The sequence below is a fragment of the Schinkia acidoalkalinis genome (assembly GCF_054301215.1).
The window spans coordinates 3,056,651-3,082,579 of sequence record NZ_CP182573.1 but is presented as its reverse complement, the minus strand read 5'-3'; the positions used below and the strand labels follow the sequence as shown (position 1 = coordinate 3,082,579).

At 38.4% G+C, this 25,929-nt stretch carries 26 protein-coding genes; 9 read left to right on the top strand and 17 right to left on the bottom strand.

Features of this window, described 5'->3' with window-relative positions; all coding sequences use genetic code 11:
- Positions 1–53: 53 nt before the first annotated feature.
- Positions 54–3,410: a DNA polymerase III subunit alpha gene (gene dnaE, locus ACNQFZ_RS15560; RefSeq protein ID WP_458412238.1), complete on the bottom strand. Its 3,357-nt coding sequence runs from the start codon at positions 3,408–3,410 to the stop codon at positions 54–56.
- 141 nt (positions 3,411–3,551) lie between these two features.
- Between dnaE and ACNQFZ_RS15555 the strand changes: the two genes are divergently transcribed.
- The gene (locus ACNQFZ_RS15555; protein WP_458412237.1) at positions 3,552–3,890 is read left to right on the top strand and encodes a YtrH family sporulation protein; all 339 of its coding nucleotides are present in this window, start codon (positions 3,552–3,554) and stop codon (positions 3,888–3,890) included.
- On the top strand, positions 3,887–4,390 hold the full coding sequence (ytrI, locus tag ACNQFZ_RS15550) for a sporulation membrane protein YtrI (RefSeq protein ID WP_458412236.1): 504 nt from the start codon (positions 3,887–3,889) through the stop codon (positions 4,388–4,390). The genes ACNQFZ_RS15555 and ytrI overlap by 4 nt, the downstream gene beginning before the upstream one ends.
- Before the next feature lie 206 nt (positions 4,391–4,596).
- Here ytrI and ACNQFZ_RS15545 read toward each other — a convergent pair whose 3' ends face one another.
- Positions 4,597–5,541, bottom strand: a complete 945-nt coding sequence (locus ACNQFZ_RS15545) for a DHH family phosphoesterase (RefSeq protein WP_458415408.1) — start codon at positions 5,539–5,541, stop codon at positions 4,597–4,599.
- Positions 5,542–5,667: 126 nt separating this feature from the next.
- Here ACNQFZ_RS15545 and ACNQFZ_RS15540 point away from each other — a divergent pair, with 126 nt between their 5' ends.
- Positions 5,668–5,976 carry a YtpI family protein gene (locus ACNQFZ_RS15540; protein ID WP_458412235.1) on the top strand — a complete coding sequence of 103 codons (309 nt, stop codon included), beginning with the start codon at positions 5,668–5,670 and terminating at the stop codon, positions 5,974–5,976.
- 184 nt (positions 5,977–6,160) lie between these two features.
- On the opposite strand, the gene ACNQFZ_RS15535 is transcribed toward ACNQFZ_RS15540, so the two are convergent.
- Both ACNQFZ_RS15535 and ACNQFZ_RS15530 read right to left on the bottom strand, forming a co-directional pair.
- Positions 6,161–7,471 carry a DRTGG domain-containing protein gene (locus ACNQFZ_RS15535; RefSeq protein WP_458412234.1) on the bottom strand — a complete coding sequence of 437 codons (1,311 nt, stop codon included), beginning with the start codon at positions 7,469–7,471 and terminating at the stop codon, positions 6,161–6,163.
- 138 nt (positions 7,472–7,609) lie between these two features.
- Positions 7,610–8,299: a metal-dependent hydrolase gene (locus ACNQFZ_RS15530; RefSeq protein ID WP_458412233.1), complete on the bottom strand. Its 690-nt coding sequence runs from the start codon at positions 8,297–8,299 to the stop codon at positions 7,610–7,612.
- A 164-nt stretch (positions 8,300–8,463) separates the two neighbouring features.
- On the opposite strand from ACNQFZ_RS15530, the gene ACNQFZ_RS15525 reads away from it, so the two are divergent.
- From ACNQFZ_RS15525 to ald, 3 genes are all read left to right on the top strand, one after another.
- A complete protein-coding gene (locus tag ACNQFZ_RS15525) occupies positions 8,464–9,561 on the top strand; it encodes a M24 family metallopeptidase (protein WP_458415407.1) in 1,098 nt (365 codons plus the stop codon).
- 118 nt (positions 9,562–9,679) lie between these two features.
- On the top strand, positions 9,680–10,051 hold the full coding sequence (locus ACNQFZ_RS15520; protein WP_458412232.1) for a hypothetical protein: 372 nt from the start codon (positions 9,680–9,682) through the stop codon (positions 10,049–10,051).
- Positions 10,052–10,138: 87 nt separating this feature from the next.
- Positions 10,139–11,263: an alanine dehydrogenase gene (gene ald / locus ACNQFZ_RS15515; RefSeq protein WP_458412231.1), complete on the top strand. Its 1,125-nt coding sequence runs from the start codon at positions 10,139–10,141 to the stop codon at positions 11,261–11,263.
- Between the two features lie 547 nt (positions 11,264–11,810).
- Here ald and ACNQFZ_RS15510 read toward each other — a convergent pair.
- The gene (locus ACNQFZ_RS15510; RefSeq protein ID WP_458412230.1) at positions 11,811–11,987 is read right to left on the bottom strand and encodes a hypothetical protein; all 177 of its coding nucleotides are present in this window, start codon (positions 11,985–11,987) and stop codon (positions 11,811–11,813) included.
- A 127-nt stretch (positions 11,988–12,114) separates the two neighbouring features.
- Between ACNQFZ_RS15510 and ACNQFZ_RS15505 the strand changes: the two genes are divergently transcribed.
- On the top strand, positions 12,115–12,564 hold the full coding sequence (locus ACNQFZ_RS15505; protein ID WP_458412229.1) for a universal stress protein: 450 nt from the start codon (positions 12,115–12,117) through the stop codon (positions 12,562–12,564).
- Positions 12,565–12,579: 15 nt separating this feature from the next.
- On the opposite strand, the gene argH is transcribed toward ACNQFZ_RS15505, so the two are convergent.
- Positions 12,580–13,953, bottom strand: coding sequence for an argininosuccinate lyase (gene argH, locus ACNQFZ_RS15500; protein WP_458412228.1), 1,374 nt, complete (start codon positions 13,951–13,953; stop codon positions 12,580–12,582).
- Positions 13,950–15,158 (bottom strand): argininosuccinate synthase, encoded by a 1,209-nt coding sequence (locus ACNQFZ_RS15495; protein ID WP_458412227.1) that lies wholly within the window; start codon positions 15,156–15,158, stop codon positions 13,950–13,952. The genes argH and ACNQFZ_RS15495 overlap by 4 nt, the downstream gene beginning before the upstream one ends.
- Before the next feature lie 265 nt (positions 15,159–15,423).
- Between ACNQFZ_RS15495 and ACNQFZ_RS15490 the strand changes: the two genes are divergently transcribed.
- Positions 15,424–15,741: a hypothetical protein gene (locus ACNQFZ_RS15490; protein ID WP_458412226.1), complete on the top strand. Its 318-nt coding sequence runs from the start codon at positions 15,424–15,426 to the stop codon at positions 15,739–15,741.
- A 25-nt stretch (positions 15,742–15,766) separates the two neighbouring features.
- On the opposite strand, the gene ACNQFZ_RS15485 is transcribed toward ACNQFZ_RS15490, so the two are convergent.
- From ACNQFZ_RS15485 to sppA, 9 genes are all read right to left on the bottom strand, one after another.
- Positions 15,767–16,279 carry a MogA/MoaB family molybdenum cofactor biosynthesis protein gene (locus tag ACNQFZ_RS15485; protein WP_458412225.1) on the bottom strand — a complete coding sequence of 171 codons (513 nt, stop codon included), beginning with the start codon at positions 16,277–16,279 and terminating at the stop codon, positions 15,767–15,769.
- A 22-nt stretch (positions 16,280–16,301) separates the two neighbouring features.
- Positions 16,302–17,138, bottom strand: a complete 837-nt coding sequence (locus tag ACNQFZ_RS15480) for an EcsC family protein (protein ID WP_458412224.1) — start codon at positions 17,136–17,138, stop codon at positions 16,302–16,304.
- A 142-nt stretch (positions 17,139–17,280) separates the two neighbouring features.
- Positions 17,281–18,468 carry an acetate kinase gene (locus ACNQFZ_RS15475; RefSeq protein ID WP_458412223.1) on the bottom strand — a complete coding sequence of 396 codons (1,188 nt, stop codon included), beginning with the start codon at positions 18,466–18,468 and terminating at the stop codon, positions 17,281–17,283.
- Positions 18,469–18,551: 83 nt separating this feature from the next.
- Positions 18,552–19,550, bottom strand: a complete 999-nt coding sequence (locus ACNQFZ_RS15470; protein WP_458412222.1) for a class I SAM-dependent methyltransferase — start codon at positions 19,548–19,550, stop codon at positions 18,552–18,554.
- 95 nt (positions 19,551–19,645) lie between these two features.
- The gene (tpx, locus tag ACNQFZ_RS15465) at positions 19,646–20,146 is read right to left on the bottom strand and encodes a thiol peroxidase (protein ID WP_458412221.1); all 501 of its coding nucleotides are present in this window, start codon (positions 20,144–20,146) and stop codon (positions 19,646–19,648) included.
- A gap of 117 nt (positions 20,147–20,263) precedes the next feature.
- The gene (ytfJ, locus tag ACNQFZ_RS15460; RefSeq protein ID WP_458412220.1) at positions 20,264–20,827 is read right to left on the bottom strand and encodes a GerW family sporulation protein; all 564 of its coding nucleotides are present in this window, start codon (positions 20,825–20,827) and stop codon (positions 20,264–20,266) included.
- Positions 20,763–21,479, bottom strand: a complete 717-nt coding sequence (locus ACNQFZ_RS15455) for a DUF2953 domain-containing protein (protein ID WP_458412219.1) — start codon at positions 21,477–21,479, stop codon at positions 20,763–20,765. Before ACNQFZ_RS15455 ends, ytfJ begins: the two co-directional genes overlap by 65 nt.
- A 60-nt stretch (positions 21,480–21,539) precedes the next feature.
- The gene (locus ACNQFZ_RS15450; protein WP_458412218.1) at positions 21,540–22,124 is read right to left on the bottom strand and encodes an RDD family protein; all 585 of its coding nucleotides are present in this window, start codon (positions 22,122–22,124) and stop codon (positions 21,540–21,542) included.
- A 38-nt stretch (positions 22,125–22,162) separates the two neighbouring features.
- On the bottom strand, positions 22,163–23,173 hold the full coding sequence (sppA, locus tag ACNQFZ_RS15445; protein ID WP_458412217.1) for a signal peptide peptidase SppA: 1,011 nt from the start codon (positions 23,171–23,173) through the stop codon (positions 22,163–22,165).
- 197 nt (positions 23,174–23,370) lie between these two features.
- On the opposite strand from sppA, the gene ACNQFZ_RS15440 reads away from it, so the two are divergent.
- A complete protein-coding gene (locus ACNQFZ_RS15440) occupies positions 23,371–24,171 on the top strand; it encodes an NAD kinase (protein WP_458412216.1) in 801 nt (266 codons plus the stop codon).
- 54 nt (positions 24,172–24,225) lie between these two features.
- Here the strand turns inward: ACNQFZ_RS15440 and mbcS are convergent, their stop codons facing one another.
- A complete protein-coding gene (gene mbcS, locus ACNQFZ_RS15435) occupies positions 24,226–25,806 on the bottom strand; it encodes an acyl-CoA synthetase MbcS (protein WP_458412215.1) in 1,581 nt (526 codons plus the stop codon).
- Between the last annotated feature and the right edge of the window lie 123 nt (positions 25,807–25,929).

The following is a 25,929-nucleotide window of genomic DNA, read 5'->3' as shown; positions in this document are numbered from 1 at the left end:
TGATTTTCCTGTAAAGATGATTCATTTTTATGACTATTTTTTTATTATTACATTTACTTTTTAATTACTACATTTTTCGCGCCTAATACCATCTTTAGCTTTTTTAAGCATTCTTCAGATAATTTTGCAGACCATTCTTTTGGCAGCAAAACCGTCTTTTGTTCATCTGCATAATGAATATACACTTCAGTCGTTCCAGGAAATTGTTTTAAGATGTTTTTGATTTGATGCAGTTTCCCAGATTGCTGTTGATTTTTGTCAACTTTTAAATATAATTTTTCGAATGCATTCGTTTTTAAATTTTTTATTGATGTTGCTGCATTTACTATAAGCTGCAGTTTTTGGTCTCTTTCCTCGATTTTCCCTTGTATATATAAAATTTCTCCTTTATTTAACAAAGGGAAATACTTTTTATAGGCTATTGGAAATACAACAGCATCGATTTCACCTGTCTCATCACTAAGCACAAGAAAGGCCATCTCTTCTCCTTTTTTTGTTTTAATTACCCTTTGGTATGTAATGAAGGCTCCGATTTGAACAGTGGTACCGATTAATGCCTTTAAATTCGTAATACTGTTCACATTCATTCTTGTCAGTAGATCTTTATATGGTTCAATTGGATGGTTTGATAAATAAAAGCCAAGAACTTCTTTTTCAAATTGCAGCTTGGTTTCGGTCGAGAACGGCTCGATATTGACGTATTGTGGCTTCGGAACAATATCATCAGATAGAAAAAATCCACTATCATCTTCATTTACCAATTCAGCATAATCAATGGCTGCATCAAGGCTCGCTAAGAGTACCGCACGATCTTTTCCAAATTCATCAAAGCTTCCTGCGAAAATTAATGATTCGATGACTCTGCGATTAATGATTCGCAGTGAAATTCTTGCGCAAAAATTAAATAGGTCGGTAAATTGACCTTTTTTCTCGCGATTATAAAGGATTTCCTTGAGCGCTTGAATCCCCACATTTTTAATAGGGACTAAACTAAATCTTAGCTTTCCTTCTTCAACCGTAAAGTGGAAGCTGCTCTTGTTGATGGAAGGAGGAAGGATTTTAATTTGCTTTTGTTTTGCCTCGCCAATATATTGCGCGATTTTATCCTCATTTCCGACAACACTTGTTAAAAGCGCCGCCATAAAATATAACGGAAAATTCACCTTTAAATAGGCAAGCCAGTAGGCAATCACACTATAGGCAACGGCATGGCTACGATTAAATCCATAATTTGCAAACCGAACGATTAAATCGTATACTTGTCCAGCCGTTCCTTCATCATAGCCCTTTTTAAGGCAGCCTTTCACAAAATGCCCTCTTTCTTTTTCAAGAATTTCCCGTTTCTTTTTGCTGACAGCCCGCCGTAACAGGTCTGCTTCCCCTAATGTGAAGCCAGCCATTTTCGAGGCAATTTGCATAATCTGCTCCTGATAGACAATGACTCCATAGGTTGGTGCTAAAATTTCTTTTAGATCCTCATGCAGAAATGAGATCTTTTTTTCTCCATGCTTCCTCTCAATAAATGTCGGAATGTTTTCCATTGGCCCTGGTCGATACAATGCATTCACGGCGACGATGTCCTCAAAGCTTGTAGGTCTTAATTGGCGTAAAACTTTTCGCATTCCAAGCGACTCAAGCTGAAATACACCAGTAGTATCTCCATCTCCCAGTAAGGAAAAAGTGTTTTCATCTTCCATTGGGATCTCGTGTAGATTTATAGTTTGTCCCGTTTCTTGGCAAATTAGCTCTTGTATATTCTCAATCAACGTAAGATTACGTAAACCTAGAAAATCCATCTTAAGTAAACCAATTTCTTCAAGGACTTCCATCGGATATTGTGTCAGGAATACACCACCATGTCCTTCTTGCAGCGGAACGGCTTCTGTTAGGTTGGAGTCACTGATAATGACCCCTGCAGCATGGGTTGATGTATGTCTCGGAAGGCCTTCAATTTTCATTGCAATCGTAATTATTTTCCTTGCGACATGATTTTGCTTAAGTTCATTTTGTAATACGGTTGATTCTTTAAGTACCTGTGCGAGTGTAATGCCAGGTCGCGTTGGGATTCTTTTTGCTAAGCTGTCGACCTCTGTTGAAGCTACGCCAAGCACCCTACCAACATCTCTAATGGATGCTCGAGCAGCCAATGTTCCAAACGTGATGATTTGGGCAACATGCTCTTTCCCGTATTTTTTGGAAACATATTGAATCATCTCATCGCGACGATGGTCTGGAAAATCGATATCAATATCCGGCATAGAAACACGTTCTGGGTTTAAAAAACGTTCAAATAACAAATTATATTTAAGTGGATCAATATTTGTTATCCCCAATACATAAGCTACCAAAGATCCCGCTGCAGAACCCCTGCCTGGCCCTGTTAATATTTTCTTTCTATGGGCATAGCTCATAAAATCCCAGACAATTAAAAAGTAATCGCTGAATTTCATTTTTTGAATAACAGATAGCTCATATTCCAACCGTTCAAGCGCACCAATTGGCGGCATCTTTTTATACCTTTTATCTAATCCCTTTAAGCATAAGCTTTTTAAAAACTGATCAGAAGAAGCGCCACCCGATAATGGGTATTTCGGTAGGAACATTTCTCCAAGAGCAATCGTCACTTCACATTGATTTGCTATTTTCACTGTATTTAGAAGTGGCTCCGGAAAATGGGCAAATTGGCGAACGATCATTTCTTCGTCTTTCAAGTAGTGTTCATGTTTTTCCATCTTATAATCGGTTTCAGTGAGCTTCGTTCCATTTTTAATGCATTGCAAACATTCATGAATGATGGCATCCTCTTTTTTAAGATAATGAACCGGATTCGTAATCACAGATTGAATCTTTTTTTCTTGGCAAAATTGAACTACTAAGCTATTTAATAATTCATCATGGCTGGTGACACTAGGTTCAATGGCAATATAATAGTTGGTTTTAAAGACACTAAGATATTTTTCAAGTAATCGCTCAACCTCTGAAAATGGCAAATGCGGAAGCTGCTGATTAATTTCACCCATCAAGGGAGAAATTGCAATCAGTCCTTCAGCATGGGTTGTCAATAACGAAAAAGGAACGCCACTTTTATAATCGGTTTGGATGAGTGTTGAAAGCTTTAGTAAGTTGCGATACCCGGCATTTGTTCTAGCTAAAAGAAGCAGCGGGTAACTTGTACTCTGCTGGTCTTTCCCACTTTCCGCTTCAACTAAAAGCGACATACCAATAATCGGCTTAATGTGATGGCGCATGCAAGCCTTATAAAAAGCAACCACCCCATACATGACATTTTCATCCGTTATCGCAAGATGAGTATATCCTTGTTCTGCTGCTGACTTAACCAGTTCCTCTATATGAAGCGTACTGTTAAGTAAGCTATATGAACTATGTACATGAAGATGAACAAATTTCAATTTCCTCACACCTTATATGTTTAAATCAAAAAAAGTCTAAATCCTAATAACTTAAATTATAGTATAAAACAAACATACTAGTCCGCTTTTGTCCATATGATGTATGGATAAACTTTATTTATGAGGCTAGGAGTTGGCAATATGGAAGAAGAGCGCTTTATGGCTACGATGATTAATTGTTATTTTATTGCTCTAGGCGTATTGTTAGGAGGCTCCTTAATCGGCGGCATTGCAGCCTTTCTTATTGGTGAACCACCTTTAATAATCATAGGTAGAATTGCTAAAAGCTTAAAAATCTGGGCAATTGTCGCAGCAATCGGCGGAACCTTCGATGCCATTACAAACTTCCAGCGCGGTTTATTTGACGGTGTCCCCCTTGACATTTTTAAACAGGTATTATTAATTGTTTCCGCCATGGGAGGAACGCAAACCGCTGCAAAAATTATTAGTTGGATTATTCAGGAGAATGTTACTCAATGAGAATCCCTCCTTTCTATCAACTTCGCTCTTGGCAGCGTTTTTTAGCAGGTGTTTTTATAGGTACCATCATCGGCTGGCTCGTATTTCTTTTTATGTACGGCCATGTTCAGGACAGGCAAATTAATTTAATCATGGAGCAGGGATTAAGAATACGGGATCTTGAAAACGAGAAAGAAATTTGGCAAAAAGATTATGAAAAATTTAATGAAGAAACGAAAAAGAAGCTAATCGTCGAAGAAATAAAGATTATTTTCACAAATGAAAAAAAATTAATGTTAAATGAATTTACGAAATTCAACTTAAAAGAAGCGATCAAGCAAGATATCAATTCTTTAATAAAATTGGATATCGATACAGTCGCTAAAAATAACCAGTTGATTATTAAAACGGTTGAAAACAAGGTCATTACACTTGAAGGGCAAAAATACCGAATGAAAGTTGAACAGATCCATCTATTCACGAGGCTTGACCTTTATTTAAAAGTTGAATTATTGAATTAGCTGGTAGAAGCAAAGTTGTTCTTTTTGCTTTTAACGTAAAATTATTAATTCCACCAGCCGATTATTGTGACGAAACTTGATTGGACAACGCAAAAAACTTGCTTTATATAAAATTAGCGGATTGTCCAATCACTTTCAGGAACAATAATTGGATGGTGGAATTTCCATCTGCTAAACGCTGCAATAGCACCTAAGCCTGCTGCCTATTAATTCTTATATTTGCGGCATGCCTCTTCCAAGTCTTTGATGATGAGCTCCGTATCTTCCCATTTGTGGATGGTTGCTCCGGATGCCAATGGGTGGCCACCACCATTATATTTTTGAGCAATCGTATTAATCACAGGCCCTCTTGAACGAAGCCGTACGCGAATTTCATTCTTTTCCTCAACGAAAAATACCCATGCAAGTACATTTTCAATATTTCCAAGACTACTTACCAATTGGGAAGCATCAGATGGGGCAACCTTGAATTCTTCTAGCATTTCTTTTGTTATCGAAATATAGGCCACACCTGATTCAAGATGTTTAAAGTTTTGAAGAATATAACCTTGTAAATGGACAATCTCAATATTCGTGTTATATAACTGATCATATAACTCATATGGATTAAATTTATATTCTAATAAGTCAGCCGCATATCTTACTGTTTTAATATTGGTGCTTGGGTAAAGAAATCTGCCTGTATCTCCTACAATGCCGGCAAACAATAACCTTGCCGCCTTTTCATTTATTTTTAGACCCTTGTCCTTGCCAAATAGATAAAGTTCATAAATTAGTTCACTTGTTGAACTAGATGTTGTATCGACCCACAAAATATCACCATATTGGTCATGATTTGGATGGTGGTCAATTTTGACAAGCTTTTCCCCTAGTTTATAGCGATCATCACTGATTCTTTCCTGATTGGCCGTATCACAAACAATAACCAACGCTCCCTGATAATACTCATCAGGTATATCATCCATTTCATTTAAAAAAGTGAGGGAATCATAGTTTTCACCGACTACATACACTTTTTTCTCAGGGAAAGAGGCTTTAATCATTTCCGAGAGGCCACCTTGGGAGCCTAGTGCATCTGGATCAGGCCGAACATGGCGGTGAACAATGATTTTCTCGTAACGTTTAATTAAATCTAGTATCTCAGCCTTCATCATTTTCTCCTTTTACAATCTAAAATTTAACACTTATAATTATAAAGCAAAAGCGACTATAAGACTCTATTTAATGTTACAATAACATTAGCCAAAAGAGAAATAATTATTGGAGGAAATTTACATATGCCAATTTTCGGTGTCCTTTCAATCCTTTGTATAATCGCTTATGTTTTCTTTCGAATCAAGTACATCAGAATTAAGCAGCCTTATCACCGTCAATGGATTTCAAGCAAAGCAACAATCGCATTAGGGCTATTTATGATATTCTTCGGAGTTGATCAGCTTATTCTTTGGAAGGATAAAGTATCGACTATTGTCGGAATTGTATTTGCTGTTCTTGGTTTAGTATATGCATTGCAAGGATTTCGAACATATAAATATTATCAGCCAAAAGCGATTGAAGAGGCTGATCAGCAGCAATATAAAGGATAAAAGAAAAAGGCTGACAAAACTGTCAGCCTTTTTTGTCCAGCTCCAACGCCCAGCGACTAATGGACTTCGCCCACCTCCCTACGATAAGTCAACATCGATTCGCTTACGCTCATCGTGTTTCCTTTATCTCAGTCGATGTGCTCCAGTCCTTACGTCGCTAAACGGGCGTTTGCACTTTTCTATTCTATCTGTCAATTAATTGAGCCATTAATAATGCTTTCCCTACATTTTTGCCTTCATTGTAAACATCTACATCCACTTTACCGAATTTACGACCCACTTCCAACACTTTTGGACGTACTTCCAATGTCGTATCAATTTGAACCGGCTTCATAAAGTAGATTGTCAAATTTTCAATGACAAGATCACCTTTTTTATAGTTTCGTAGTGCTCGACTTCCAGCTTCTGTTACAATCGTCGTAAACACCCCATAGGAAATGGTACCAAGATGGTTTGTCATTTGCGGTGTAACCTTACAATGAATGTATTGCTCACCGGCCTCATTTTCTTCAATAAACTGGCTCGTCACAATATCATCCAGCGTTTCTCCAACCTGTGGCTGTCTTTGAATGACCTGCAATGCCTTCAATACATCCTGACGGCTAACAATACCGAGTAAACGATGATGATCATCAATCACCGGCAAAAGCTCTATTCCTTCCCAAACCATTAGATGTGCGGAATTCGCAACAGATGTCCGTGCATTGACTGTGATTGGATTTTTCGTCATTATTTTTTCAATAAATACTTTTCGGTCAATACCCATAACATCCTTCGATGTAATCATACCTTGCACCTTCATATTTTCATCGACAACTGGAAAGCGGCCATGCTTGGTTTCGGAGTTTAATTCAAACCATTTATCAACCGTATCTGTTGTTTTCATAAAAAATGTTCGGTCAACCGATGTTAAAATATCATCTACAACGACAATTTCCTTTTTGATGAGCTGGTCGTAAATCGCCCGGTTAATCATAGTTGCAACAGTAAACGTATCATAGCTTGTTGAGATGATTGGAAGTTGTTTCTCATCTGCTATTTGTTTTACCTTTTCTTCGACATCAAAGCCACCTGTGATGAGGACGGCAGATCCCGCTTTAAGGGCTTCTTCATGGGCTTTATCACGGTTTCCCACGATTAAAAGGTCGCCGGCGCCAACATAACGTAGCATCGCTTCCAGTTTCATTGCCCCAATGACAAACTGGTTCAACGTTTTATGGAGGCCATCCTTTCCACCTAGAACCTGACCATCCACAATATTAACAATTTCCGCATAAGTAAGCTTCTCAATATTTTCTTTTTTCTTTTTTTCAATACGAATGGTTCCGACACGTTCAATTGTACTTACTAATCCTTTATTTTCAGCATCCTTGATTGCACGGTACGCAGTACCTTCACTTACATTTAAATCCTTTGCAACTTGACGAACAGATATTTTATTTCCTATAGCCAATGACTCTATATGTTGTAGTATTTGTTCATGCTTTGTAGCCAACTCTCTCACCATACCTTCGGAGAAAACTATTTAAGACAAATTATGCGCTTTCCTAATTATACTTGTTGATAGAGTTGACTTCAATGCACCAATGTGAGAAATGCGACTATTGTCACATTTAGAGACACTGCTATGAAATTAAAATTCAATAGTTTCACCTGGGTTTAAAAGCTTGCCATTCATATTATCTTGTGAAAGACTCGAAATAAACTCCGCCCCATCCTGTTTTATAACAGGAAATGTATTAAAATGAATTGGAACAATTGTCTTTGCCTTTACCCATTTGGCGGCTAGAAGCGCGTCTTCAGGACCCATTGTAAAATTATCCCCAATTGGCAGGAATGCAATGTCAATCTTATTCAATTCCCCAATCAGCTTCATGTCGGAGAATAGCGCCGTATCTCCAGCATGATAAATCGTTTTTCCTTCATTGCTAAATAGGATACCAGAAGGCATACCTGTATATATTATTTCTTTAGTATCAGCATTAATGACAGAGGAACCATGGAACGCTTGTGTAAATTTGACCTTACCAAAATCAAATTGATGTGAACCACCTATATGCATCGGATGGACGTTCAATCCTTGCCAACCTAAATAGACTGCTAATTCGTTTGGAGCAACTACAAGGGCATTATTTCTTTCCGCTAATTTCACTGTATCCCCAAGATGGTCTGAATGGCCATGGGTAACTAATATGGCATCCACTTGCAAATCATCCGCCTTTACATCACATAAACCATTTCCTGTAATAAAAGGGTCAATAATGATTCGCTTTCCCTCAGTCTCGATTAAAACAACCGCATGTCCATGAAATGAAACCTTCATACTTTCTCACTCCTTAAAGTATATTACCTAATAACAATATATTACGATAAAGAAGTTTAAATTCCTTCATTCCCATTCATTGTCATTAAGTTTACTTCCTAACCACGAATTTGATAAAATTATTTTGAAATATTTTTTCAAATGAAAAAGAGGGATTAAATATGATGGAAAGTAGAATTAAGGACGTTTCAAATTGGCTGAAGCAAGAAAATGTGAGCTTTGCCTTTATTACATCAACTGCAAATATTTTTTATTTAAGTAAATTTTACACGAAACCACATGAAAGAATTGCCGGTGTGACGTTATTCCAAAATGATGATCCATTTTTGATTTGCCCCAAAATGGAAATGGCAGCTGCCAAACAGAGCGGCTGGTGTTTTGAAATTGTTGGCTATGACGATACTGAAAATCCATGGGAGTTGATTCAAAAAACTGTTCAAAAAAGAGCGATTGAAGTGAACACCATTGCGATTGAAAAAGAGCATCTTACTTTTGACCGCGTCGAAAATTTACAAAAGATTTTCCACGGTGTAACTTTTAAAGGTGCTGAAGAAAGGTTACATGAACTCCGTTTAATAAAAGACGAGTCTGAACTTTCAATCTTAAGGGAAGCAGCAAAGTTGGCCGACTTTGGAGTTGAAGTAGGGGTTAGTGCCATTAAAGAAGGAATTTCAGAGTTGGAAATCGTTGCAAAAATTGAATATGAATTAAAGAAAAAAGGCGTAAGAGAAATGTCCTTTGAAACAATGGTGTTAGCCGGTGCCAAGGCCGCTGCCCCACACGGCGTCCCAGGCCTTGATGTCGTCCACAAAGGAGATCTGGTCTTGATTGACCTTGGCGTTGTGCTTGACGGGTATTGCTCCGATATTACAAGAACGGTCTCCTATGACCATATTAATGAAGAGCAGCAAGAAATATATGAAACGGTCTTAAAAGCGCAGCTCGCTTCAGTCAACGCAAGTAAACCTGGAACAGAGATTGGAAAAATTGACCGAATTGCTAGAGAGATCATTACCGAAGCTGGCTACGGAGAATATTTCACCCATAGAATCGGCCATGGTCTAGGAATAGATGTTCATGAATTTCCTTCCTTACATGGTGCAAACAAAAGTCCTTTACGGACTGGAATGACCTATACAATCGAGCCGGGCATCTACGTACCAGATGTAGCGGGTGTTCGAATCGAAGATGATATCTATATAACAGAGAGCGGTGCAGAAGTGTTAACGAAATATCCGAAAGAATTGCAGATTGTAAAATAAACAATGAAAAATAAAAATAAGAGCTGAAGATCAGAGTAGTTCTTCAGCTCTTATTTTTCATTTTTAAATTCGCATAAATTTTTCCATTATATTGAATACTATAATTGAGGTGATAAAGATGGTGCGAAATTTTTTATTACTTTTATCAATAAGTATTCTAGCGGCATTTACAGGTAATCCTACGTCTGATTTATTGAACTGTGCTGCTTTCAAAATAACCGTCCTTTCAAACGGATTGGAAATGGAATGGGAGTTTGAAAATCCAGATGAATTTGAGTTTGAGGTAGGCAATAAAGTTATGAAAGGGAACAAGGCAAAAGCGGAAGTAGAAAAAATGTTCCATACATTGCAATTAACGAAGACCACAAAGGTGGAAGAAATCAAACAAGTGCTAGAAAAACAAGGTTTTAACAATATTGATAAATTTGTAGTGCGGTTAAAACAAATCGATGAGGAATTATTAACGTGGAGCTGGGTAGATAGTAACTAATGGCGTGAATAGATTTTACCTTTTAAAAATATGGTTAAATAAGGCTATATCTAAGATCTCCAACGTCACAAACGAGGAGGAATAAAAATGCGTATTGGCGTACCGGCAGAAATTAAGAATAATGAAAACCGTGTAGCAATGACCCCCGCAGGTGTAGTTCATTTAGTGAGGTCCGGACACGAAGTATACGTTCAAAGCGGCGCAGGTTCAGGCTCCGGCTTTCCAGATGAGGAATATGCCCAAGCAGGTGCGAAAATTGTTAAGACAGCTGAGGAAGCTTGGGCAATGGATATGGTAATGAAGGTTAAAGAACCGATTGAAGCGGAATACTTCTTTTTAAGAGAAGGTTTGTTGTTATTTACTTATTTGCATCTCGCTGCAGAGGCTGAATTAACAAAACAATTAACGAGTCATAAGGTCATAGCAATAGCCTATGAAACTGTGGAACTACCAAATCGCACGTTGCCGCTTTTGACGCCGATGAGTGAGGTTGCCGGAAGAATGGCAGCCCAAATTGGCGCCCAATTTTTAGAGAAACCAAAGGGCGGCAAAGGGATTTTATTAGCTGGTGTTCCAGGTGTAAAGCGCGGAAAGGTAACGATTGTCGGCGGCGGGGTTGTTGGTACAAATGCTGCCAAAATCGCCATCGGTCTTGGGGCAGATGTTACGATTATCGATGTAAGCCCAGAGCGTTTGCGGCAATTGGATGATATTTTCGGAGCGCAAATCAAAACATTAATATCTAATCCCTATAATATTGGTGAAGCTGTTAAAGCATCAGATCTGGTCATTGGTGCCGTTCTGATCCCTGGTGCAAGAGCACCAAAGCTGATAACCGAAGAAATGGTGAAGGCGATGACGCCAGGCTCCGTCATTGTCGACGTTGCCGTTGATCAGGGTGGTATTGTTGAGACCATTGACCGCATCACCACACATTCCAATCCTACCTTTGAAAAACATGGTGTATTGCATTATGCAGTTGCCAATATGCCAGGGGCAGTTCCCCATACTTCCACGATGGCTTTAACAAATGTAACCGTTCCTTATGCCCTGCAAATTGCCAATAAAGGGTATGTAAAAGCATGTTTAGAAAATGAGCCGTTAATGAAAGGCATTAATACCCTTAATGGCTACGTAACGTATAAGGCTGTCGCGGATGCCCATGGCTTGGGGTATCATGATGCTTTGCCATTGTTAAAACAACAGCGATAGGTCCAGCTTGTTTGAATGATGGCTTGTTTCGGACTCTCTTGGCGGAAAATTGTATCACATTGTCCGATTGATGACTTCTTTCGGACTTTCTTCGCTGAAAATTGAGTCAGGTTGTCCATTTGGCGGCTTCTCTCGGACTCTCTTGGCGGCAATTAATTAAAGTTGTCCGATTGACGGCTTCTCTCGGACTCTCTTGGTGGCAAATTAATTAATGCTGTCCGGTTGACAGCTTCTCTCGGACTCTCTTGGCGGCAAATTAATTAAAGTTGTCCGATTGACGGCTTCTCTCGGACTCTCTTGACGGCAAATTAATTAAAGTTGTCCGGTTGACGGCTTCTCTCGGACTCTCTTGACTGAAAATTAACTAAAGTTGTCCGGTTGGCGGCTTCTCTCGGACTCTCTTGGTGGCAAATTAATTAAAGTTGTCCGGTTGACAACTTCTTTCGTACTCCTTAAGCGGAAAAGCAACCAATCCTGTCCAAATGACCACTAACATTCGGATCCTGAAAAGGCATCCCTTTTATAAAAGGATGCCTTTTCAACCTACTTATTGCAAGGACTGGTCATTAATCGTATCCACTGCGGTCTCATTCGTATTATTCGTATTACTCGAATTACTCTCCATAAAGCCGCGATTATAAGAATCTGTAATTTGCTGCATTGTTTCTACATCACCCTCGGGATTATAGAGGAGCTCTTTCCTCGTTTCTGTTTTTTCCACCATCTTTCACCTCCCTTTACTAGTCTAAAAATTTCATGTTTTCTTCAATTTTTTTCTAATTTAATAAAATTATGAGTGCTATAATTAGATTATAGGAGTTGCATAATTTGTCATTCTGGGGGGATTTTACATGAGTTTAGATTATAAACATATTTTGGTGGCCATTGACGGCTCAAAGGAATCAGAAAAAGCGTTTAAAAAGGCATTAGCCCTTGCCAAAATGAATCAGGCAAAGCTTTCAATTACCCATATTATTGATACAAGATCATTCGCAACAGTTGAAGCCTATGACCGAACGATTGCTGAGCGTGCCGAACAGTTTGGAACTGATCTTTTAGACTCACATCAAAAAGAAGCAGAAGAAGCTGGCATCGCCTATGTTGAGACCATCATGGAATACGGCTCTCCAAAAGTTAGAATTGCAAAAGATATTGCACCTAAGCATAATATCGATTTAATAATTTGCGGAGCAACAGGTCTAAATGCCGTTGAACGATTCTTCATTGGTAGTGTTTCCGAACACATTACTCGCTATTCTAAATGTGATGTATTAGTTGTTCGTGGAAACGAGGAGGAATAAAAAGAAGCGTTGGGATTAACCCAACGCTTCTTTTGCTTTATTTAAGGCAATTTTAACTTGTTCAAATCCTGTACCACCAAGACTATTACGTCTTTCAACAGCCGTTTTTGGCTGCAGAACTTCATAAATATCTTCCTCAAATAATGTTGAGGCTTGTTTATAGTCATTGATTGAAAGGTCAAGCAGGTAGATTCCTTTTTGGATGCATGTTAACACAAGCTTACCTACAACTTCATGTGCTTCACGGAATGGCATACCTTTCGTTGCTAAGTAATCAGCAAGTTCGGTTGCATTTGAAAAGTCTGACTTAACCGCCTTTTCAAGAACATTCGTTTTTACTTTTAATGTATCAATCATTCCCGCAAAAATTTGCAGTGAGCCTTTGACCGTTTTTACAACGTCAAACATTCCTTCTTTATCTTCCTGGAAGTCCTTGTTATAGGCTAAAGGCGTGCCTTTCATAACAGTTAAAAGACCGAATAAGGCACCGTAGACTCGTCCAGTTTTTCCACGAATCAACTCAGCCATATCAGGGTTTTTCTTTTGCGGCATGATGCTTGAGCCTGTCGCAAAGGTATCATCCATTTCGACAAAGTTAAATTCTGTGCTAGACCATAAAATTAATTCTTCACAGAAACGTGACAAATGCATCATCAGGATTGATGAATTGCTTAAAAACTCTAAAATATAGTCCCGATCGCTGACAGCATCTAAGCTATTATTATAAACACTATCAAAGCCCAACAATTCAGCAGAATATTCACGATCAATTGGGAAAGTAGTCCCCGCTAACGCTCCTGCCCCAAGCGGAGAAATATTAATACGTTTATATGATTCCTGCATTCTTTGGTAATCACGCTCAAGCATCCAAAAGTATGCTAGGAGGTGATGGGCAAATGATACCGGCTGTGCCCTTTGTAAATGTGTATAGCCAGGAATAATCGTTTCGACATGCTGCTCAGCCTGCTTAAAGAGCGCTTTTTGCAATGCTTTAATTGCCTCTAAAATATCAATTACCTGGTTTCGCAAGTAAAGATGGACATCTGTTGCAACTTGGTCATTGCGGCTGCGGCCAGTATGAAGCTTGCCGCCGACAGGACCAATTAAATCGATAAGCTGCTTTTCAATATTTAAATGAATATCCTCATATTGAACAGAGAATTCCAACTCATTCTTTTTTGCCTTCTCTAGCAAAGTTTCTAGACCGGCCTTGATTTGTTCGGTTTCATCATTTGTTAAAATGCCGCATTTACCTAGCATCGTTACATGTGCTAAGCTTCCTTCAATATCTTCTTCGACTAGCTGTTTATCAAAGTGGATCGATGCACCAAAGTCATCGACCCACTCCTCAGCTGTTTTCTGGAAACGGCCACCCCAAAGCTTTTTCACGCGTTCACCTTCTTCTTGCCATTCACCATGCTGTTCACTTGAGTTGGAAGACCCCAAAGCTTAGTGAAGCCAGCAGCAGCAGTGTGATCAAATGTATCATCTGCTGTGTAAGTAGCAAGTTGTTCATTATATAAGGAATAATCAGATTTACGGCCATCAACAATTGCGTTGCCTTTATATAGTTTTACACGAACAACACCGGTAACTGTTTTTTGCGTTTCAGTTAAGAATGCTTTTAAAGCATCAGTTAATGGAGAGAACCATAAACCATTGTAAATAACTTCTTCAAGCTTCATTTGTACAATTGGTTTGAAATGAGCAACTTCACGAGTAAGTGTTAAATCTTCAAGCTCTTTATGCGCTTTGATTAAAGTAATCGCAGCAGGTGCTTCGTAAACCTCACGTGATTTAATACCTACTAGGCGGTTTTCAACATGGTCAATACGTCCTACACCATGCTTGCCGGCAATTTTATTTAGTGCAAGAATTAGCTCATCTAAAGGATAATGTTTGCCATTTAGAGTAACTGGTTTCCCTTGAATAAATTCAATCTCAACATATTCAGGTGCATCAGGTGCATTTTCAATTGAGTTTGTTAAATCATAAGCATCTTCTGGTGGTGCTGTCCATGGATTTTCCAACACGCCACACTCATTAGCACGGCCCCATAAGTTTTGGTCAATTGAATAAGGGCTGTCTAAGTTGATTGGAATTGGAATACCATGTTTCTTTGCATATTCAATTTCCTCTTCACGTGACCAGCTCCACTCACGAACAGGTGCAATCACCTCTAAATCTGGATTTAATGCAGCAAATGACACTTCAAAACGTACTTGGTCATTTCCTTTTCCAGTACAACCGTGTGCTACTGCATCTGCGCCCTCTTGCTCGGCAATTTCAACAAGCTTCTTCGCTATTAACGGACGAGATAAAGCTGAAACTAATGGGTAACTATTTTCATACATCGTATTTGCATAAAGTGATGGTAAAACAAATTGTTCCGCAAATTCATTTTTTGCATCAATCACAACAGACTTGACAGCCCCAACCTTTAACGCTTTTTCTTTAATAAATTCTAAATCTTTTCCTTCACCGACATCAAGGCATACAGCAATAACATCAAAACCCTGTTCAGTAATCCATTTAATTGCAACGGAAGTATCTAATCCCCCAGAATAAGCAAGTACACATTTCTTATTAGCCATTTATGACTCCTCCTCTAAACATACTGTATAAAGATTCTCTATTGTTTATAAATATTCATATTTAACAAAAATGAAAAGGGATTATTTGTCCCCTTTAAAATGCAAATACTAAAATATGTTTGTTAATAAACTATACTCTAACAAGTTTTCTCTCATTTTTCAATAGGTTAGAATAAAAATATTTTTAAATTTACAATCACGCAAATGGATATACGTTTTCAATTCATGTACAATGGAAAAAGGTTAGGACAAGGGGGGACAATCAATGACAAACTATTTTCAAATGGATAAAAGACTAGGCATACTATTGCCGCTTTTAGATAAAGATTGGCATGAATACAGATTAGATGAACAGGAAACAATTGTTGCGCAATGGGAAAATATTAGAGGTCATATCCCAGACCGAATCAAAGAACTGGAAGCATCCATTAACATAAAGCAAGCACAGCTAGATAAAGAAGAAAACTTTTCACTCTCATGCCAATTAAATTTTGAAATTTCTGATATGGCTTCGATTATTAATGATTTATGGATATGGTACCGAATGAATCAAAATATCGCTGCAGAAAAAATGCATAATTAGGAAGCCGGGGCTACGGCTTCCTTTTTTATATATCTTTACGAATCTCCCGAATTACATGCGCAAGTTCAGGTAAAATCAGTTTATTCATAGCAAGCTTAACGGCGCCACTTGATCCAGGTGTCGAAAAGATTGGCGTATCCATAGCTACTCCGGCGATGGCTCTAGATAAAATCGCAGCCGAGCCAATATCCTCTGTATAGCTTAACATTCTAAATAACTCCCCGAAACCAACGATTTCTTTTTCAATCATTTTCTGTACAGTTTCAATCGTTACATCTCTTTTCGCAATACCGGTTCCGCCGTTCGTTAAAATTGCTTCGACTAAAGAATCTTCACAACCTCGTATAAGTGCAGCTCTGATAGCATCCTCTTCATCTTTTACAATTTCGTATTTGATAACATTATGACCGTATTCCTCAAGTAAAGATTTCATTAGTTTGCCGCTTTTATCAGTTTCTTCAGTACGCGTATCACTTACGGTAATCACCATACACCGCACTGATTTTGGCGCTTCTTTTTTATGTTCTGCAACACTCATAGTAACACCCTCTCCCTTATGTTTAGTTGTTTTTTTCTATTAGATACCGCATTTGGTAATAATGATGAGCAAATTCAGTGACTTGACGTGATAGTTTATAATTCATTCCGGCACCAAATGCCATGCCAATTAAGGGAAGGCCCTGGATTACCTTTTTTCGAAGCATCATGATAACCATGGATTTTAAAATCTGAACGAGAGGCTGTTCTAACCATGTTTCATTTGTAAGTTCCTCATCTTTTTCATATAAATAATAAAATTTGTCATTAAATTGCTGTGCTTCCTCAATCAATTTAGACCAGCCTGCTGCTCTCATTCGCTTTGGCAATGTTGCTGCGTGAAAAACTTTTAAGGAGGTCATCATCTCATAAGGTATATTGACATCATATCCATAAACATTGGCGATATTTTGAACTGCACGCAGGTTAATCATGATCATCGCTGGAATATCAACCCCTAGAAGTGCTCCACCAGTACCGGCTAAACCACCCTGTGTGAGGGAATAAATCCGATATTTCGCCATCTGCTGGTCAGCAAAGAAGCCCAGTTGGTCTATCGTTAACCTTTTCATATCTGAAACTTGATCAACATCCTCATCAAGCAGTCTAGCAGCTTTTAACAACCGATCTTGGGCCATCATTTGTGAATCAGACCCCTGCATAAAAGCATGAAGGTGAAAAAGCCAATTGTCCAAGCTTTTAAAAAACTGCTCTTTTACTGCCGGGTCAAGCTTGTCGAAGCCAATTTCCAGCCATTTATCAAAGGTCCGCTCAATATCTGTTGGTATGTATTCAAATAAGCTTTGCTCCCATTTAACGATTTTTTTATATACGCGCTGCTCCCGCTCAGTCCATTCCATATATTGTTGTCCTCCTATCCATACTACCGCTTACACCCATTTTAACGGTTTTCTTAGAGGAGTTTCAATGAATTCCGCTATCTTTTGAAAGCAACGCAAAAAAAGAAAGCAAAAGACAGCGAGCTGCTTTGCATCCCAAAAATCATAATGCTAATCGAACGGTGTCTCTAGCAATCATAACTTCTTCATTTGTTGGAATGATCATGACCTTAACCGGAGATTGCGGCTGATTAATAAACGCCTCTTTGCCACGAATATTATTTAAATTTTCATCCCAGTATACACCCATAAATTCCAAGCCTTGAAGGACGCGGGCACGAACAACATTACTATTTTCTCCGATACCTGCTGTAAAAATAATGGCATCTACACCACCCATTCTCGCAGCATAAGAACCAATATATTTATGAATCCTAGAAGCAAACACTGCAAGTGCAAGCTCTGCACGTTCATTGCCCTTATTTGCCTCAATCTCGATATCGCGAAGATCACTGGAAAATCCAGAAATGGCGAGCATTCCACTTTGCTTATTTAACACTTCAAGTACCTCTTCAGCAGTTTTCCCTGTTTTTTCCATTATATAAGGAATGAGGGCTGGGTCAATATTTCCCGATCTTGTGCCCATTGTTACACCCGCCAAAGGGGTAAATCCCATTGATGTATCAATTGATTTCCCACCTTGAACGGCAGCAATACTAGCGCCATTTCCCAAGTGGCATGAAATTAAACGCAGTGTATGGAGTGGACGTTTCAGCATTTCAGATGCACGCATTGTTACATATTTGTGGGAAGTACCATGGAAGCCATATTTCCGTATCCCAAACTTTGTATAATATTCATAAGGCAAGCTATATAGAAATGATTTTTCAGGCATCGTCTGGTGAAATGCCGTATCGAAAACAGCGACAGCGGAAACATCAGGTAATACTTCTTTAAAAGATTTAATACCTACAAGATTGGCAGGATTATGTAATGGTGCTAGTTCTGATAATTCGTCAATCGTTTCAATCACTTCGTCTGTAATTAACACAGAATCACTAAATTTTTCACCACCGTGGACGACACGATGGCCAATACCATTGATTTCATCCAACGAAGAAACAATACCTAAGCCTATTAATTTATCTAACAGCATCTTTACGGCAACGGCATGATTCGGAATATTTACTACCTCTTTATGCTTCTCGCTCCCGATCGTAATACTGAAAATAGAGTCGTTTAGACCGATTCTTTCTACTAATCCCTTTGTTAACACCTGCTCGCTTGGCATCTCAAATAATTGAAATTTGAAGGATGAACTCCCTGCGTTAATGGCCAATATTTTAGGCATTTTAACAGCTCCTTTAAATAGTGTCAAAACTTCAACTCCAAGTTTCTATTCCATTAATTTTAGTATGCTTCTTTTTCTCTTTATCATTTAAGTAGATTGTCTTTAAACCAAGCATCAATATTTTTAATCATCCCGCTCATCGCCTCTTTCTTTGAAAAGCTTGGAAGGTCGGCAAGCAAAGCTTGCTTTGGAGGATGGACGCCCTCACCATTTTTCCGGATGATAAAAATACTTTTTGCATGTCGGTTATTTTTAAACATTGAAAGAGGAAGCTGCAATAAGCCCATAATAACCGCATTGTTCTTTATAAACTGATTGAGCTGTGCTGCATGTTCACCTTCAAACATGAAATTAGGGATCATTGCAACGAGGTACCCCCCTTCTTTCAAATGCCGTAACCCTTTTTCTATGTATAGGAAATGCGAAAATGAATGACCTCCATCTTTTGCTTTCAATTCATAATCATTCGCAACTATATCGTTTGGATAAAATCCAACTGGCAGGTCGGTAGCAACAACATCAACATCTTCAACGAAAATAGGCTGAAGAGCATCCTGCCGAAACAATTCAATTTCATGCTTTTGTAAATTTGCGCCTACATATGCCAGGCGCATCAGCGTTTCATCCACTTCAACACCATAGGCTTTAATCGTCTTTTTTGAATGATTTAGGATTGCTGTCACTAAATTACCTGTACCGTAGGCCGGGTCGAGCAAACTAAATTGTTCTTTAGAATGCATTAATTTTTCTATCAAATAGCTTATAAATAGGCAAACGGCATCCGGGGTCATTTCATGATTGGGCTGTATCGCTTCTTTCATCCCTTTTAGTATGGCCAATTGAAAAGCCTTGCGTACCGTTTCGTTTGGAATTTGGTCGACCTCAATTCCTTCATATTCCTTTAGTAATCTTCTTTTTGTAAAAGAATCTATGTCCTGAAGGATTGTACCTTCAAATAAGTTCTCGCCCGTAGCGGCTAAAGCCTCCAAATAGGGTATATGTAATTCATTCATTACCATTGTTGTTGTATTATCAAAGACTTGAAAAAGCTTTTCCATTCCAACCATCGTTGCTTCTTCCATCAAGATCTCTCCTCAAAATTTTTTATCATAAAGAGTATTTTACCATTAGAAAAGGGCTGTCTCAAATTGAAACAGCCCCTTCTCGATTTATTTTATTATTTTGCATCTTTTGCTGCAGCAAGTGCCGCTTCATAGTTTGGATGGTTTGTAGCTTCTGGAACATACTCAGCATATGTAACTTGATCGTTACTGTCAACAACGAATACGGCACGAGTTAACAAGCGCAATTCCTTAATAGCAACCCCGTACGCTTCTCCAAAGGATAAGTCGCGGTGGTCAGATAATGTTTGAACATTTTCAATACCAGCAGCACCACACCAGCGTTTTTGTGCAAATGGTAAATCAATACTAATGGTTAAGATTTTAACGTTTGGTAAATTTGCAGCTTCCTCATTAAAACGTCTTGTTTGTGCATCACATACACCTGTATCAAGTGATGGAACAACACTTATTAAACGAACACTGCCTTTTGTATCGTTTAGAGTTACCTCTGATAAGTCATTTGCCAATACTGTAAAGTTTGGTGCTTTTTCACCAACTTTCACTTCATTCCCAAGTAATGTAACTTGATTTCCCTTAAATGTAACGTTCGCCATTTTATTCTCCTCCTCAAAATATAACTATTAAAATTAAACTGTAAATACTATTCCACGATTTGAATATTTACAAACCTAAAAATAATAAAAAGTTAGCTGTAAGGCTAACTTTTTTATTTAAATTGGCGGATCTTCATAAAATGCACTTGATGGTTGCTGGTTGTTATTCTGTTGGTTGTTATATTGTTGATTGTTCTGATGCTGATTTTGCTGGCCCTGCTGCCCATTCACATGACCATTTGAATTAGCGTTGGGATTCGAATTCGATTTAGACTGATTATTTTTATTGCTCATCATACTTTGAATCTTTTCAACAGCCTGTGGGGCTAAGTCTAATAGACGCTCAAATAAATGTGTGCTCTCATCCAAATGAATCATTTTAACACCTGAAGCATTTACAACTAAAAAGGCAATCGGTGTAATGGAGACTCCGCCACCACTACCACCACCAAAAGGATGTTGGTTTGAGTTTTGACCCTCACCGCCCCCTCCTCCATTTTGACCTTGCGTTTGAAACTCACTACCCCCGGCTGCAAATCCAAAACCAACCTTTGAAACAGTTAAAATTACACTGCCATCAGGCGTTTCTACCGGGTCTCCAATGATTGTATTCACATCAATCATTTGCTTCAAGCTCTCCATAGCTGTTGTCATTAAGCCTTGTATTGGATGTTCTGCCATGTTGTTTGCCTCCTTTAGTACTCTTCCAATATTTCACGACTCGTAATGCTCCGAGAATAGCATGCCCGATTCGAAATGAAAAAATACATATTACACTAGTACGTAAAAATACTTCCTGAAAGAAGGGTGTAATCGCAAGATCGGGCTTTGCCTTTAATTTCGTATATACACTTAGTATGCCCACTAAACTTCCTTTTAATGACCATAAAACTCCAGTTGCCATCCCAGTCTGGGCTGCGTCCCCAACGCCGATAACAGTCTTCCATTCAAGTTTATGGATTGAAATCCGACTAATAAATTTTTTTATAATGGCATGAAGGTGAACAACTTTTTCCAACATTTCTTTCGCCTGCTGAATTTTGGTATGGATTTCATTTGCGGTAATTTTTTGTTTTTTCTCAGAAGTTGTCGCTTTATTTTCCTCCCCGACCTTCTGCTCACTTTTAATGACGATGGAAGGGGATTCCTCATCAACTTTAATAAAAGGAACATTGTAGGTGTATGAAATCAATCCAAATAAAGCCATAAACTTAATTCGTATATGGTTCTTTTCTTCACTATGTAAAATATAAACTTTGATCTTTAACTTTATAAATGAGATTAATAAAATTAGTGCAAGTAAGGCTAAAACGATAATAAGAACCCACTTCATTCTAATCACAACCCTTCTTCATTCATTATCACCTCCCTAAAAAACAAATAAACCTGCTGATTACTTGATTTCAGCAGGCTTGAAATTATTCAAATTTGAAGTTAACAAAGGTACACCCTTCCGTTCCTGTATAACAATGGTGTCAGCTAAAAAGTCATGCCATCCTTTCTTCTTAACAGTGAAACCAATTGTGATAAAACCGAGAAAGAGCACGGTCTTACTAATGAATTTACCAATCAATTCTCTAAAAATAACCGTTCCCCATGAAAGCTTTGGTTCACTTTCTGAAATTACTTTCAGACCCAAAATCATCTTCCCTAATGTTTGACTGAAAACTTTCGTCATTACAATATAATAGACAAACATCACGATAGCTGTCGAAATGGCAACTGTAGACAGCATACTCGATTCATGAAGGGATATATCCAACCATCTTAAGATTGGATGGACTAGGATCCGGTTTAAACTAGCAACAACTATCATGTCAATAATATAAGCAAAAAAACGAATCCAAAAACCGGCATAAACGTGATAGATCGGAATTGTAAAGTTTTTAGGTTCTGCTATTGCTTGTTCTTTCTGATCCGGTTCTGTTTCTATATTATCTACATTTTGAACTGGATGCTCTTCAATTGTATGGTCCATTTTGAGTTCCTCCTTTTCCCATGGACTATCCCCACCCTTTATCTTGCATAGAGGTACATGAGTCGTGGCGAATTTGGTTGACTAAAAACTTTCGTTAAGCCCATGAGTTCAAGGTCATTTGTAAAAAGGCGCTGGCTTGCTACTTGAAAGAAAGAATCAAACCCGAAAGCAGATTCGTACTGAACAACATCAACATCTCCAACCTGATCAAGTTTTTTCATTGCGGCAATGGTATCATCTAAATAGCCAAATTCGTCAATCAGGCCTATTGCCTTTGCCTGTCTGCCATCATAGACTCTGCCATCCGCAATCTTTCTAACCTCTTCTTCAGTCATCTTTCGTCCTTTGGCAATGACATCAACAAAACCTTGATAAGAATTGTTCACCATTTCCTGAAGGATTTTCTTTTCAGCTTCTGTCATCTCTCTTGTTGGACTCATGATATCCTTATACTGGCCACTTTTAATGGTTTCAAATTTTACTCCATATTTTTCTGCTAAGCCGGCATAGTTGATTCCTTGCATGATGACCCCTAGTGACCCAGTCATCGTTTCCGGGCTAGCATAAATTTTATCGGCAGGCGTTGAAATATAGTAACCACCGGACGCAGCCATACTGCCCATTGATACATAGATTGGTTTTTCTGTAGTTTGTTTTATCTCAACAATTTTGTCATGGATTTCAGCACTTTCCAAAACACCGCCACCAGGAGAATTGATGCGAATAATGATCCCTTTAACATTGTCGTCCTCACCCGCTTGCTCAAGCATTCGCATGAAATTTTTATGATTATAGCCTGGTGATGAAAAAAGCGATTCTACGTCACCGGTATCTTGAATAACACCATTCACCTCCAGCACAACAATACTCCCCAATTCTGATCCTTCTTCTAGAATGGTTTCGGTAAATTCTTGGTCAAGTCCATCAAAAAAGTCCCCTTGCCATTTATCAATTTCACCAAAGGCTAAGGATGATAAAAAATCAATTCCTAATGAAAAGAAAAATAATACTGCTGCGATAATAAGTGCAATCCATCGTTTTCCGTTCATACGAAACCTCCTTCAAAATATAAGCTATATTGATTTACGTACCCCCAATGTTAAAAGTTTCCTTGACAACTTCATTAGTGTACCAAAACTTCCTTAAAAAATCTGCGTTTGAAATTGGACATAAGGATAAGTATAGTATTGAGTAATAGCACAATTTAGAATAATGGTAATACTATCCTTTGTAAGGAGGCGTTTAAATGGCCGGTCGAAATAATATATTCTTTTTTTATAAACGAAATGATGAGAAGTATAAACAAGTGGAGACAATAATGAACCATGCAGAAACCCACGGCTTTCATATTGTAGATGATGATCGAAAAGCTAATATTATCGCCAGCATTGGTGGCGATGGGACATTTTTGCAAGCGGTAAGAAGAACAGATTTTCGAGAGGATTGTTTATATATCGGGATAAACGATAGTGATACTCCCGCTTTATATCCTGACTTTTATATTAATAAGATGGACGAGATTTCCGACGCAATGACAAATGAAAAAATGGAAGTTCGGCGGTATCCAACCATCAAAGCTACAATCGATGGCCACACTTCTTTTTATTGCTTGAATGAATGTACAGTCCGTTCATCCATTATCAAAACATTTGTAATGAATGTCTACATTGATGATTTTCATTTTCAAACGTTCCGAGGCGATGGCATGATCATGTCCACACCAACTGGAAGCACCGGCTATTCAAAATCTGTAAACGGCGCTATCATCGACCCGATGCTGCCTTGTTTGCAAGTAAGTGAATTAGCCTCACTTAATAATAACTTCTACAGGACACTTGGATCTTCCTTCGTTTTAAGCGACGAGAGAAAACTGACACTGAAAATCGCCCATAATGGCAACGATTATCCGGTGATCAGCATGGACAACGAAGCATTTAGTACACAACAAATTGAAAAAATTGAAATTAAGGTTGGCGACAAAAAGATAAAATCCGTTAAATTAAAAGACAATTCGTTTTGGCAAAAAGTTCACCGAAAATTTTTGTGAAAATAAAACAGGTAGAAGTTTGGCACTTCTACCTGTTATTTTTTCTCTACAAAATTAAGCTTGTTTCTGTAATTCTATTTGGCGTAATTCAATTCGACGGATTTTTCCGGACGTTGTTTTTGGCAATTCGTCAATAAACTCAATTTTTCTAGGATATTTGTATGGTGCCGTTAAGTCTTTCACATGGTCTTGCAATTCTTTCACCAATCCATCCTGGTTTTGATCTATACCTTCTCGTAATACAACAAATGCTTTTACAACAGTCCCGCGAACTTCATCAGGGCTTGCTACTACTGCGCATTCTTTTACAGCAGGGTGCTTCACTAATGCATCTTCAACTTCAAACGGCCCGATTGTATAACCAGAACTTATAATAATATCGTCACCCCGGCCTTCAAACCAGAAATAGCCATCCTCGTCCTTTCTAGCGCGGTCGCCAGTCACATACCATTCTCCACGGAATTGCATCGCTGTACGTTCTGGGTCTTTATAATAGTTTTTAAATAAAGCAGGTGTTTCACGGTGGACCGCAATATCGCCAACCTCACCGACTTCACAAGGGACACCATCATCATTGATAATATCAACGCGGTTCCCAGGAGTAGGTTTACCCATAGAGCCTGGCTTTACTTCCATCCCTTCCAACACGCCGACTAACAATGTGTTTTCAGTTTGTCCATAACCATCACGGACAGTTATGTTAAAATTCTTTCTAAATGTATCAATAACCTCGCGATTTAATGGCTCACCTGCTGAAACGGCACTACGAAGGGCTGGGAGCTTATAGTCGCCAAGATTATTAACTTTTGCCATCACACGATACTCAGTTGGTGTACAGCATAGAACATTGATTGCATTATCTTGAAGCATTTGTAAATATTTATTGGCATCAAACTTTCCATGATAGACAAAACCTGTTGCCCCAGATCCTAGTACTGATACGAAAGGGCTCCAAATCCACTTTTGCCATCCAGGAGCTGCTGTTGCCCAAACGATATCATTTTCCTTGATGCCGAGCCAACCGCTCGCGGCTGTCCGCAAATGAGCAAACCCCCAACCATGCGTATGTACAACACCCTTTGGATTCCCTGTCGTACCAGATGTATAAGATAAAAAGGCCATATCATCTGCTTTTGTGTCGGCAATCGTAAGAACATCGCTTGCTTCGGACTCTAATTGATTTAAATGCTGCCAGCCCTCCACTGGGTTTCCTAGAACAAATTTTTTAAACTCAAGGTCGGTGATACGGTTGAATTCATTTACAAGAGAGTCGACGCTAATAACCGCTTTCATTTCACCGTGTGTCAATCGATAGCGAATATCCTTTTCACGCAGCATTTCTGAACCGGGACTAACGGTAATACCTGCCTTTAAACAACCCAAATAAATGGCATACGCTTCGATTAAACGTGGAACCATGATGATTGCTTTATCCCCTTTTTTCAACCCCGTGTCCAGTAAAGCGTTTCCAATTCTGTTAACTTTTTTCATTAACTCTTCGTATGTAATTTCTTCCTTATTTCCTTCTTCATCTTCCCATTTTATCGCTATTCTTTGCGGATCCTTTGCTGCAAAACGATCCACCTCTTCAACAAAGTTATACACTTCTGGAGCTAATAAGTTCTCTCTTTTCATCCGTATCTCCCCCTTATTTTTAGTACACCACTAACCACAACATGGACTGAGCGGTCGCTCAACCTTTTTTCATAACCTTTGTTTTTATTGTACTAAAAAATCATAATTTTTTGAATATATATT